The organism is Cellulophaga sp. 3_MG-2023, from assembly GCF_030546975.1.
Lineage (GTDB): Bacteria > Bacteroidota > Bacteroidia > Flavobacteriales > Flavobacteriaceae > Cellulophaga.
Window position 1 is genome coordinate 446,473 of sequence record NZ_JAUOPS010000002.1, and the last position, 12,727, is coordinate 459,199.

The following is a 12,727-nucleotide window of genomic DNA, read 5'->3' on the forward strand; positions in this document are numbered from 1 at the left end:
TATATATGAGGTATTTAGGCTAATTCTGCCGATGTAGTTTCTGATGCTCTATTAATTTTTTTCACCAATCCTTGTAAAACTTTACCTGGACCAACCTCTGTAAATAAAGTTGCACCATCTGCAACCATATTTTGCACACTTTGTGTCCATTTTACAGGAGCAGTTAATTGAGATATTAAATTCTTTTTTATTTCTTCTGCATCTTTTACCGCTGTAGTAGGTACATTTTGGTAAATTGGACAACTTGGCTCGCTAAACGTAGTGTTTTCTATTGCAGCAGCTAATTCTTCTCTTGCTGGTTCCATTAATGGCGAATGAAATGCGCCACCAACTGGTAATAACAATGCTCTTCTTGCTCCGGCTTCTTTTAACTTTTCACAAGCTGTGTTTATAGCTTCTACTTCTCCAGAAATAACTAACTGTCCTGGGCAATTATAATTTGCAGCAACAACAACACCATCAATTTCTTCACAAACTTTTTCTACAACATTGTCTTCTAAACCTAAAACAGCTGCCATTGTACTAGATTGCATTTCACAAGCCTTTTGCATAGCTAATGCTCTCTGAGAAACTAATTTTAATCCGTCTTCAAAAGTTAACGTACCATTTGCAACTAAAGCAGAAAATTCTCCTAATGAATGCCCAGCTACCATATCTGGTTTAAAAGCATCACCCATAACTTTACTCATAATTACAGAGTGTAAGTAAATTGCAGGTTGTGTTACTTTTGTTTGTTTTAGGTCTTCTGGTGTACCTTCAAACATAATGTCTGTAATACGAAAACCTAATATATCGTTTGCTTTTTCAAATAATTCTTGCGCCAAAGGATACTTTTCGTAAAGGTCTAAACCCATTCCTACAAACTGTGCTCCTTGACCAGGAAATATATATGCATTCATTTTTTTTGTTTTTAAGTTGATTGACAAAAATAAGTAAACTTATGTAGAACGCATATTGCTTTTACCAAAGTTTATTCCTTGTCTTTAAACCAACTAGAATAAGTTACGTAATTATTAGCTATACGGTTCACTTCGCCCTCGCTTAATTCTACGCTTATATCCTTAATTTTCTTTGCTGGCATACCTGCAAATACCGTTCCAGAAGGTATATGAGTCCCTTTTGTAACTACTGCACCAGCAGCAATAATACTATTACTTTCTACAATACAATCATCCATTACAATACTACCCATACCTATTAAAACATTATCTTTAATAGTACAACCGTGTACAATGGCATTATGCCCAATAGAAACGTTATTACCTATAGTAGTTGGACTTTTTTTATAGGTACAATGTATAACAGCGCCATCTTGCACATTAACTTTATTACCCATTTTTATAAAATGTACATCTCCACGTAGCACAGCATTGTACCAAACACTGCACTGGCTACCCATTACTACGTCGCCAACAATTGTTGCATTTTCTGCAATAAAACAATCTTCTCCAATTTGTGGTGCTTTTCCGTTTACTTCTTTAAGTATCATAGTGCAATTATGTATTTAAAATTTATTGAAAATAAGATAAAAGTTCTTTCTTTTTAGATGCGGAAACTAACAATTCTTTACCATTGTGCAATACCACACTACCACCTTTTCCTTTTTTGTATTTAGCTATTGCATTTACATTTACTAAATATGATTTGTGTATACGAGCAAACGGAAAATCTGCCATTGCCTCTTCAAAATACTTTAGTGTTTTACTCACTAATATCTTTTTATTCTCTAGGTAAATTTCGGTATAATTATCATCGGCTTTGCAAAAAAGAATATCAGCAACATTTAAAACCTGAAAACCATCTTGCTGTGGCAATGTTATTTTACCATCTATTTTATTAGTTTTTGGCTGTAAAATTTGGTCTTCCAAAGCATTTTCTTTGCTTCTAATTTCACCTACATATTCTACCGCCTTAATTAACTCGTCTATATTAATGGGTTTCATTAAATAATACGCAGCATGACTATTTAAAGCGTCCATAGCATATTGGTTGTATGCCGTAACAAAAACGGTTTCAAAAGTTCTGTTTGGCACTTGGTCTAGCAAATCAAAAGCATTGCCAAATGGCATTTCTACATCTAAAAAAATTAAATCTGGCTGGTGTTTTTCAATTAATTCCAAACCTTCTTTTATAGACGCTGCCTCTCCTAACAAATGTACAGTCGGACAATATTTAGTTAAATAGTTGGTTAAAATTTCTCTGCTATTAGCCTCGTCTTCTACTATAATTGCGTTTAACTTCATTCTATATTATTTAAAAATAACCACCTATTATTAGTCCTTTTTTAAGGTTAACAACACTTTTGTACCAGAACCATCACTACTTAAATCTTTTATACTAACATCTACTTTGTCTTTGTACATACTATTTAAAATAGCAACTCTTTTTTTAATATTACCCATTCCTTTAGAGCGCTGTTTCTTTTGGTTTTGCGTTTTTAACTCGGCACTCTTTTTTCTACCTATGCCATTATCTTCTATAGTAATTTCTATAGTCTCTTTATTTTTTTGTTTTAAATTGATGTTTAAAAAACCTAACTCATCTTTATAGCGTAAGCCGTGCCAAATAGCATTTTCTATATATGGCTGAAGCAACATTGGTGGAATTTGAAAAGCTGCAACATCTATATTTGGATCTGTTGTTATGGTATAATTAAATTTATCTGAAAAACGAGAATGTTCTAACTTCACATACAACTCTAATAACTCCAACTCTTTTGTTAGTGGTATAAAATCTTCCTCAGAGTTTTCTAAAACGGCACGCATTAAGGTTGAAAATTCACTTAAAAAGCGATTAGCACTACGCTCATCACTCTTAGAAATATAATTATTTACAGAGTTTAATGCATTAAAAATAAAATGCGGATTCATTTGTGACCTCAACGATTTTAATGCTAATAAATTATTCGCTAATTTTTGTTGCCTGTTACTTCTGTAAAAGAAAAAAGCAGCAATACCAAAAAGGAACATCCCTAAAACTAAGGCATAAATTAAAATCTTTTGCTTAATAGATGTTGTAGTGTATAAATCTTGCTTAGTCTGCGCCAAGCTAGATTTACTCTCATACAACTCCTTATCTTTTTCTAGACCTGTAATACGGTTTTGTTTTTCTGCAATTTGCTTGCTTAGGCGCTCTGCCCTAGAAATTTCTTGTTCTTTACGAGCATATAATGTATCTGCCACAGCAGCATATTTTTTATAGGTTTCTAAAGCTTTAGAGTAGTCTCCTTTATCATCATAAACCTCAGACAGTTTACGCGTGGCATCTTTTTGCACCACCAAATCATCTTCACTAGCAGCTTCAGAAATACTTTCTTCTAAGTACGGAATGGCCTCGTCTAACTTATCCTGTACAATTAAATTGTTTGCTATTTTGTAATTTATACGCTGTCTTGTTATTGGCGCCTCTACTTCTTTAGTAACAGCATTTCTTTTTACTGCCTTCTTTTTAGATGAGTTTTCTAGCAGTTCTATATCTTCCAAACTCTGCTGGCGCAATTTCATTTCCTCATTATACAAGCTGTTTTTATTATAGAAATCTGCAGCTCTATCATTTACTTCTAAAGCACGTTGTGGAGCCTCTGTTTTTGCAGACTTTAAAGAATTTTTAAAGTAACCTACAGCTTCTTCAGTTTGGTTTGCATCACCGTAAGCTTCTGCTATTTTGGTGTTTAAATCTGTGATTTTAGGTTTTACAAGTTCTTTTTTAGCTAAATCTAACCCTTTAGTGTAATTAGCTACTGCTCTGCTTGTATTTTTTAGTCCTTTATAGGCATCACCCAAACCTTCATACAAGACTATTTTTTTATAGGTTGATAACTTTGCACTTCCATCTATCTTTAAAAATAGCACTTCAGCTTTTTTATACTCTTTATTTAAAAGGTAAGCATTGGCTAACAATAACTGAGACTCACCTGTAGTACTATACGTTAAAGACTCCTTGTAATTATCAACAGCAAGGTCATACTGTTTATGATACTGGTATATTTCACCTAATAAGGCGTAAGATGCCGCACGCTCTTTGTTATTACCTCTTTTTCCTAATTGTTCTAAAGAAACTCTAATATAATCTATACTCTTACCAATGTCTATTTTTTTAAACTGCTTAGCAGAATCTAAATACATTTTATGTAATGCACTTTTGCTTAATTGCACATCTTCATCTAAGCCTTCTACTAAAACATCTACATCTTCATCATCCTTAATACGGTATTCTACTGTTTCAAACTCTAAACTCTTAAACAACAGATAATCTCCAACTTCTGCTTTTATGCGATATGCACCAAAAGCATCTGTATATACTATTGCTCCGCTAGTAGCAGAAACCTCTACACCAGAAATAGGATTTCTATTTTCTTTAGTTTTAACAGTGCCTTTAATCGTAAATTGTTTTCCTGTATTAACTTGAGAAAAAGCAATTACTGATACAAACAATAAGTATAGTAGTATGTATTTTTTTAACTTCATTATTACAATTAGATATGGTAAACTTAGTTGTTTTATCTGACTCTAAAAAATGCTAAAACGCAGCTTTTACAACAAAAACAATTGCTTTAGACAGCCTTACAAAGTCTAATGGTTTGTTTACTCACCCAAAATGCCTGTTCCCTCATTCCTCGTTTTTTATAAGAAACATTAAAAATACTTTTACCCTGTAACAAATAAAAAATAAGCAAAATGAAAAACGTAAAACAAATAGCAGGCATAGCATTACTAACCTTATGTATAGGAACTACAATTAGCTGTAACGCTAATACAAAACCAAAAAAAGAAATAACTTTAGCTACACAAGCTTTAGCGAACACTAAAAAACCAGAAAAAAACGTGGTTAAAGTGGCATTATTATTAGACACTAGTAACAGTATGGACGGTTTAATAAACCAAGCAAAAGCACAACTTTGGGATATTGTAAACAAATTTAGCTATGTAAAATGTGGTAATGAGGTTAGACCAGAATTACAAATTGCCTTGTACGAGTACGGTAATAGTACTATTGAAAAACAAGATGGTTACATTAGGCAAGTATTAAACTTTAGCAACGATTTAGACGAAATATCTGAAAAACTATTTTCTTTAACTACAAATGGTGGAGATGAATATTGTGGTGAGGCTATTAGCACATCTATTAAAAATTTAGATTGGGGTACAAATCCAGATAATCTTAAAATGATTTTTATTGCAGGTAACGAGCCTTTTAATCAAGGTAAATTAGACTATAAAGATGCTACATCTGATGCTAAAGAAAAAGGTATTGTTGTAAATACCATTTTTTGTGGAGACTACAACCAAGGTACAAATAGTCATTGGAAAAACGGCGCACAATTAACAGGTGGCGAGTACATTGCTATTAACCATAATAAAAAAGTAATACACATAGATACTCCTTATGACGATGTAATCATCACTCTAAATAAAAAATTAAACAAAACATATGTTTCTTACGGTAGCTTAGGGAGTTCTAAAATGGCATTACAATCTGTACAAGATGATAAAGCTGCAGAAATGGAAGAAGCTGTTATGGTAAAAAGAGCAGTAAGTAAAAGCTCTAGATTATACAATAATGCCTCTTGGGATTTAGTTGATGCGTCTAAAAACAAAAATTTTAGTGTATCTAAGATTGATAAAAAACAACTGCCTAAAGAGTTACAAAACAAATCTACAAAAGAGATTGAAGCTTTTATTGAAACAAAGGAAAAGCAAAGAAAAACTATACAGCAACAAATTAAAGAAGCAAATACAAAACGAGAAGCTTATATTGCTAAAAACCAAAAAGAAGGCTCTAAAGGTGAGTTAGAAAATGCAATGATTTCTGCTATTGTAAAACAAGGAAAAAGTAAAAACTATACGTGGGATAAATAATTTTTATTAAAAAATAAGAAAGTCTGTGATTTTACAATCACAGGCTTTCTTATATCTATTTATTTATCTTAATAATTTACAGCAGGACATTTACAGTCAAACCTCTTTTCAGATACTTGTCCAAAATTATACCCTAAAGTTAATTGATGAAAACCACCATTATCAAACCTAATATCTCCCATTTGGTAAGAGTAATTATAAGACACTAAAAAGTTTTTATAGTTAACACCAACAATAGGCGTAATTAATTGCAATCTTTGTTCTTTAGTGCTTCCGCTAGTATTTTGGTATAAAGCACCATCAAAACTACGTCTGTAAGACAAGCCACCCCAAAGCGTACCAAAATCTAAACTACGGTAAACTTTTGCGTTCATATCTATGGTTTTTTCATTGGTAAAATCTGTCATTTGTAACATTACAGAAGGCTCTAATTGCCAATCTCCTTTACCAAAAACATAACCTGCAGACAATACATATCTTCTTAAATTATCTACAACAGTTGCATTAGGGTCATCTGCCCTATCTTTATAGTATACATTACGTTTACTATTTAAAACATTTAAAATAGTAGCGTGTGCATAAAACTCCATATAATTATATGACGCTCCTAAATCCATATTATAGTATGATGAACTAATGTTTCCACCAGTAATAATTGGATCTGGAGTAACAGAATTAAACTCGCTCTCATCTAAATTACTTTGCATTATACCTGCACTAATACCAAAAGAAAGCTGATTTAAATTTCTTAAATCTCTAGAAAAACGTAAATGATGTGCGTACGTTAGTTTTACACCTGTTTGTGAGTGGTAACCATTAGCGTCATTAAAAATAATAGCTCCTACTCCACTTTTTTCATTTAACCTAAAATGTGCATTTATTGTTTGTAAGTTTGGTGCCTCTTCAACATCAAACCATTGTTTTCTTATGGTAGCTCTTATTTTACCTCCTTCACCAATACCTGCCATAGATGGGTGTACTAAGTAGTAGTTATCCGACAAATAATCAAAATAGACAGGAATCCCTTCTTGCGCTGTTAGACTAGAAATACCAAGTAACAGGAAAGAAAACAAGGCTAAAAATAAGTTTTTCATAAATTAAGGGCTATAAGTCCAAAAGTATTAAATTTATATTAAAACGTTTACATACACTATATTATTATATATGGTATGAGTGAATTTGTTTGTACTTTTGTAAAAATTATTTTTTTAAGATGAAAGAGCATAATATTACCATATATACAACAACAAATCCAGCTATATTAAAGTTTGAAACTAATCACTTTATAACTAAAAATAATAGCTACGAATATAAAAATATTGATGATGCTAAAAATTCTCCTTTAGCGCAGCAATTATTTTACTTACCATTTATAAAAACTGTTTATATCTCTGGTAACTTTATAGCATTAGAACGTTTTGATATTGTTGCTTGGGATGATGTTAGAGATGAAGTAGCCCAGCAATTGGTAGAATATTTAAATAGTGGCGAAGTTATTGTTCACGAACAAGAAGACCCACAAAGTGTACCTGCAACAGTTTATGCAGAAAATACACCTAACCCAGCAGCTATGCGTTTTGTTGCTAATAAATTAATTGTACCAACAATTTTTGAATTTAAAAATAAAGAAGAAGCAAAAGATTCTGAGTTAGCTACAGAGTTATTTAAATTTCCGTTTGTAAAAGAAGTTTTTTTAGATGAAAATTATGTTTCTGTTACTAAGACTGAAGATGCAGATTGGAATGAGATTACATTAGAAGTTAGAGAAAGTATACAAGCATTCTTAACAGAAGGAAAAGAGGTTGTATCTGCCAATAGTATAAGCAAGCAAAAACAAGAAGCGCCTGCTACACAATTACAAGATGAAAACTTAGACGACACCTCTAAACAAATTATTGACATTTTAGAAGAATATATAAAACCTGCTGTTGCTAGTGATGGTGGTAACATTATGTTTAAGTCTTACAACGAGACTACAAAAACCGTAAACGTTGTATTACAAGGTGCTTGTAGTGGTTGCCCGTCTTCAACTTTTACTCTTAAAAGCGGTATAGAGAATACACTTAAAAACTTAATGGGAGACAAAATAAATGAAGTTGTTGCTTTAAACGGCTAATAATCAGTTTTAAATGTAAAATAATTTTGCTATTTTTATAGAAATCTAAACACATTAATTATGGCAATTTTAAAAGTTATTGAAGTATTATCAAACTCTGACAAGAGTTGGGAAGATGCAACCAAAAAAGCAGTTGTACAAGCATCAAAATCTGTAAAAAACATTAAATCTGTTTATGTACAAGACCAAAGTGCAATTGTTAAAGACGGTGAAGTAACAGAATTTAGAGTAAACCTTAAAATTACTTTTGAAGTAAAATAATTTTTACCTATTTAAATAATACAATCAAATAGCGCCTTTTTAGGCGCTATTTTTTATTTTATAAGCTATTCAAGAAATTAACTATAAGTCACTTTTTTTAACCTCACATAATTAATAACCAAATAAGCCATTAGAGCCGCTTAGCAGTCTTAAATTAACAACTACATACCCTAGCATAAAAGTCTTAAAAAGCATTATAAATAGACTTTACAAACAACATAGAGGTACAGCTCTTTAAAATCATAATTTGATTTTTAATATAATGTTAAAGCGCATTTAGAAGAGTATTTTTTTTCTTTGCTTTGTATAAACAAAAAGAGAAAATGAAGATGAGTATATTAACAGATTACGAAGAATACGCAGAGAAATTTATAGCTAAGTTCTGGGAGTTTCTCCCTAACTTAATAGTAGCAGCAATTATTTTAATAGTGGGTTTATGGGTAACAAAATTCATTAACCGTATGGTAGCAAAATTCTTTGCGGTTAAGGATTATGACCCAACGTTAGAATCGTTTTTGCAAAGCTTTATTAAAATTGCTTTAAAAGTAGTTTTATTTGTATTAGTTATAACTCAGCTTGGTGTACAATCATCATCATTGGTAGCAGTTATTGGTGCAGCTGGTTTAGCAATAGGTTTAGCACTGCAAGGTTCTTTAGCTAATTTTGCTGGTGGTGTTTTAATTCTACTTTTTAAACCTTTTAAAGTAGGTGACTTTATCACGGCACAAGGAGTAGATGGTACAGTTAAAGAAATATCAATATTTACAACAAAGCTAACTACTTTTGGTAATCAAGTTGCCATTATACCAAACGGACAGTTATCTAACAACAACATTGTAAACTACAATATAGAAAGCACAAGAAGAGATAAAATTACAGTAGGTATTGGATATAGTTCTAATATTAAGCTTGCAAAAGAAATTTTATTGCAAATATGTAGCGAAAGGCAAGACATACTTAAAGAACCAATGCCAGAAGTATATGTTGCAGAACTTGCAGATAGCTCCGTTAATTTATCTTTACGTTTTTGGGCTAAAAACGAAGATTTTTGGGCAGCACACTTTTATGTTATAGAGGAATTAAAGCTTAGGTTTGATGATAATGACATTGAAATTCCTTTCCCACAACGTGTTATGAATCAAGCTAAATAATTAAATTTAAAATTGATAAAATTACAACCTCATTTAACTACGTTAGATGGGGTTATTTTTTTACCTTAGGTTTTACAATCATAAAGTCCTTAAGGTAGTATGGCTCAAAATAAGCCACATCTTCAAAATCTGAGTTTTTAAACTTAATAAATGACAATGCACACATTTCTTTAGCAGAAGGCACAGCATCTAAAATATATGCTGTATTTGCAGCGTCTAAAGTGTTTTTAATTTTTTCTGCTCCAGAACCTACAAAGTGTACTTTACTATATGTGTTTAAAACATCCTCATAAGAAGTTTCATCAATAATTTTTGCCTCAGTTTCTTTAACCTGAGTAAAATCATTTAAGAAAACGGCAGAATACACCTCCATACGTCTTGCATCTAAAACAGCTACAACAGCTTCATTTTTTTTAGGTTTTGTTTGATGTGCTAAACTAGACAACGTAGCAATAGAAATTAATGGCACATCTAAAGAAAAACATAATCCTTTGGCTGCAGAAACACCAATTCTTAAACCTGTATAAGAACCAGGACCTTTGCTAACTGCAATAGCGTTAATATCTTTTAATGTTAAAGAAGCCATTTTTAAAGCTTCTTCTATAAAAATATGCAGTTGTTCTGCATGCGAAAAACTAGCACTATTGTACTCTTTTAAAGCCAACACTTTTCCGTCTTTAGCCACACTTACAGAGCAGTTAGTGGTAGCTGTTTCTATATTTAAGATAATTGCCATAGCCTACAAAGATACAAGTTATAACATAAAAAAAGTCCATTAAACATATAGCTTAATGGACTTTAAAAATTATGTATTTAATTTACTCTAGCGTAACTGGTATGCCATAGTATATTTCTAATATTTTAATTCTGAATATGTAGTTGTATTTAGCATTTACCACATCTACAGCTGCATTATCTAATCTAGATTGTGACTGACTAAAATCAAAAGCATTCATTAAGCCAACATCAAAACGTTCTTTAGCAAAATCATACGCTTGTTTTCTTGCATCGTATGTTTTTTGAGCAGCCTCATATCTTTTTCCAAAAGACCTAACATCTAAATATGCCTGATTAATACTTGCCTCTAATGCTAGCTTCTCTTGCTCTGCCTGTAGCTTAGTTTGCTCCAAATTAAGTTTGGACCTTCTAATGTTATTACGTACGCTAAAACCGTTAAATACAGGTACACTTAAACTCATACCATAACCAATACCATCATTTTCTGACAACTGATCTGTAAAGCTTGCATTGGTAATTCTTTTTACAAAACTAGAATAACTAGTATTATACCCAATAGATGCATTTAGTGTAGGATATAAAGCTCCTTTAGCTATTTTAACATCTTTTTCTGCTATATCAATATTTGTCTCTGCTAATTTTATATTACCTCTAATTGTAAGTGCTTTATCATAAACTTCTTTTGCTGTATAATTATATATCTCAGACGGCGGAACCTCATAACTAGATTCTGCTATATCAAAATTTTGATAATCTGTAATTTGTAATAATTGAGCCAAAAATAATCTTCTAAGCACAACATTATTTTCACCATTCACTTTTTGCTGCTCATAATCAGCTATAGTTGCTTCTAGTTCTAACAAATCTCCTTTTGGCACTGTACCAGCTTCAACTAATGCTTTTGTACGTTCGTAATCTTTATCTGAAAGTTCAGACTGAAGTACTATAACCTTTAAAGACTCTTTGGCTGCTAACACATCTAAATAAGCATTAGCCACATTAAGTACAATATTATCTTTAGTACCATCTAATCTGTATTGACTAGCAATAGTATTTAATTTTGCTTTGTTATAATTATGTATGTTACGCAAACCGTTAAAAAGTGTAACTCCAGATGACAGACCAGCGTTTAGAGAGAAAAACGTACCAGATACCCTTTGATTCGTAGTCTGGTCAAAACCAGAACCCTTACTCCATGAACCGTTAGTTGAACCATTTAAGCTTGGTAGAAAATCTCCCAAAGCATCAGACTCACCTAATTTAGTACTCTCTAATTGCAATTCTAACTGCTCTACATCTATATTGTTTTCTAATGCATAATTTATACATTCTTCAATACTCCATTTTTTTTGTTGCGCATTGGTTAATGTGGCAACAAACAGAAGTAGTATTAGTGATATTTTAAGTTTCATATATTTTTGTTTGATGATATTAGTGTTTTACCTACTCTTTATCTTCAGTAGTTTTTTCTTCATCATCGCCTTTTTTAATAGGCTCAGTTTTGTTCCAAATTTTAACAGCATCGTTTTCTGTAAGTCCAGATAGTATTTCTACGTTTACACCATCAGAAATACCAATTTCAATGTCTTTACGCTCAAACTGCTGATCTCCTTTTGCAACTTCTACATAAGGCTTATCCGTGTTTTTATCAAATTGCAACAATGCTTCTGGTAATACCATAACATCACTTTTCTTTTCTAATATAAAAGATGCATTTGCACTATAACCAGCACGTATCATTACTCCTTCATCAACCACAACATCACCTTCAATTTTAAATTGTACAGCACCTGTTTCTTCAACTCCCTTTGGTGCAATAAACCTTAATTTAGCATCAAATTCTTTATCATCTACAGCTCCTAAACTAACTTTTAAAGGCATACCAACTTTAAGTTTTCCTACTTCACCTTCATCTACTTTACCCTCAAAAATCATTTTTTTAAGGTCTGCAATAGATGCTATAGTTGTACCATCATTAAAGTTATTACTTTCAATTACCTGGTCTCCTTCCTCTACAGGAATTTCTAAAATTGTACCACTTACAGTTGCTCTAATGTTTGTATTTGCACTAGAAGAACCACCAGCAGAACCTTTTCTAATAATTTGATAATCTGCTTGTGCGTTAGATACATCTTGCTGAGCTTGGTCATACCTTAGCTTAATATTATCAAAATCTTGCTTAGAAATAACGTCTTTTTCAAACAAAGCCTTATTTCTGTCATACTCTAATTTTACATTATTTAATGCCAACTGTGCAGTTTTAACTCTACCACTAGCTTGGTTTAAAGACTGCTCATTAGGTACAACCTTAATAACTGCAATTAAATCTCCAGACTTAACCTCTACGCCTTCTTCTAAATATATTTTTTCAATAATTCCAGAAATTTGAGGCTTTATCTCTACTTCTTCCTCTGGCACTAATTTACCAGTAGCAACAGATTTTTTCTCTATACTAGAGATAAATGGTTTTTTAGTTTCATAAGAAATTGAAGACTTACTATTTGTCTTAATAAAGAAGGCTGCTGCCCACAATACAGCCAATACAGCTACCACTATTAGTGTATATTTTAGCACTTTATTCATTTTGATTGATTTAGTTATAT

Annotated in this window: 12 protein-coding genes; 4 read left to right on the forward strand and 8 right to left on the reverse strand. The window is 31.7% G+C overall.

The annotated features are described in order from the left end of the window. Window positions 1-14 precede the first annotated feature (14 nt). The 4 genes from fabD to Q4487_RS06910 form a co-directional block, all read right to left on the reverse strand. Window positions 15-899, reverse strand: coding sequence for an ACP S-malonyltransferase (gene fabD, locus Q4487_RS06895; protein ID WP_100893856.1), 885 nt, complete (start codon window positions 897-899; stop codon window positions 15-17). 71 nt (window positions 900-970) lie between these two features. Then, complete coding sequence (locus Q4487_RS06900; protein WP_100893857.1) at window positions 971-1,489, reverse strand: gamma carbonic anhydrase family protein; 519 nt, start codon at window positions 1,487-1,489, stop codon at window positions 971-973. A 22-nt stretch (window positions 1,490-1,511) separates the two neighbouring features. Next, complete coding sequence (locus Q4487_RS06905) at window positions 1,512-2,243, reverse strand: LytTR family DNA-binding domain-containing protein (RefSeq protein ID WP_303540636.1); 732 nt, start codon at window positions 2,241-2,243, stop codon at window positions 1,512-1,514. 30 nt (window positions 2,244-2,273) lie between these two features. Further along, a complete protein-coding gene (locus Q4487_RS06910; RefSeq protein WP_303540634.1) occupies window positions 2,274-4,466 on the reverse strand; it encodes a histidine kinase in 2,193 nt (730 codons plus the stop codon). Between the two features lie 210 nt (window positions 4,467-4,676). Here Q4487_RS06910 and Q4487_RS06915 point away from each other — a divergent pair, with 210 nt between their 5' ends. Then, the gene (locus tag Q4487_RS06915) at window positions 4,677-5,858 is read left to right on the forward strand and encodes a VWA domain-containing protein (protein ID WP_303540632.1); all 1,182 of its coding nucleotides are present in this window, start codon (window positions 4,677-4,679) and stop codon (window positions 5,856-5,858) included. Window positions 5,859-5,926: 68 nt separating this feature from the next. Here Q4487_RS06915 and Q4487_RS06920 read toward each other — a convergent pair whose 3' ends face one another. Then, on the reverse strand, window positions 5,927-6,952 hold the full coding sequence (locus Q4487_RS06920; protein ID WP_100893861.1) for a type IX secretion system membrane protein PorP/SprF: 1,026 nt from the start codon (window positions 6,950-6,952) through the stop codon (window positions 5,927-5,929). Between the two features lie 119 nt (window positions 6,953-7,071). On the opposite strand from Q4487_RS06920, the gene Q4487_RS06925 reads away from it, so the two are divergent. The 3 genes from Q4487_RS06925 to Q4487_RS06935 all read left to right on the forward strand — a co-directional run bounded on the left by Q4487_RS06925 (window position 7,072) and on the right by Q4487_RS06935 (window position 9,386). Then, window positions 7,072-7,974, forward strand: coding sequence for a NifU family protein (locus Q4487_RS06925; protein ID WP_303540629.1), 903 nt, complete (start codon window positions 7,072-7,074; stop codon window positions 7,972-7,974). 60 nt (window positions 7,975-8,034) lie between these two features. Beyond that, on the forward strand, window positions 8,035-8,235 hold the full coding sequence (locus Q4487_RS06930) for a dodecin family protein (protein ID WP_100893863.1): 201 nt from the start codon (window positions 8,035-8,037) through the stop codon (window positions 8,233-8,235). 329 nt (window positions 8,236-8,564) lie between these two features. After that, window positions 8,565-9,386, forward strand: a complete 822-nt coding sequence (locus tag Q4487_RS06935) for a mechanosensitive ion channel family protein (RefSeq protein WP_100893864.1) — start codon at window positions 8,565-8,567, stop codon at window positions 9,384-9,386. Window positions 9,387-9,438: 52 nt separating this feature from the next. Here Q4487_RS06935 and tsaB read toward each other — a convergent pair whose 3' ends face one another. The 3 genes from tsaB to Q4487_RS06950 all read right to left on the reverse strand — a co-directional run bounded on the left by tsaB (window position 9,439) and on the right by Q4487_RS06950 (window position 12,707). Next, window positions 9,439-10,122 carry a tRNA (adenosine(37)-N6)-threonylcarbamoyltransferase complex dimerization subunit type 1 TsaB gene (gene tsaB / locus Q4487_RS06940; protein WP_303540626.1) on the reverse strand — a complete coding sequence of 228 codons (684 nt, stop codon included), beginning with the start codon at window positions 10,120-10,122 and terminating at the stop codon, window positions 9,439-9,441. An 82-nt stretch (window positions 10,123-10,204) separates the two neighbouring features. Beyond that, on the reverse strand, window positions 10,205-11,536 hold the full coding sequence (locus tag Q4487_RS06945) for a TolC family protein (protein WP_303540624.1): 1,332 nt from the start codon (window positions 11,534-11,536) through the stop codon (window positions 10,205-10,207). Between the two features lie 31 nt (window positions 11,537-11,567). Beyond that, the gene (locus tag Q4487_RS06950) at window positions 11,568-12,707 is read right to left on the reverse strand and encodes an efflux RND transporter periplasmic adaptor subunit (RefSeq protein WP_303540622.1); all 1,140 of its coding nucleotides are present in this window, start codon (window positions 12,705-12,707) and stop codon (window positions 11,568-11,570) included. Window positions 12,708-12,727 lie beyond the last annotated feature (20 nt).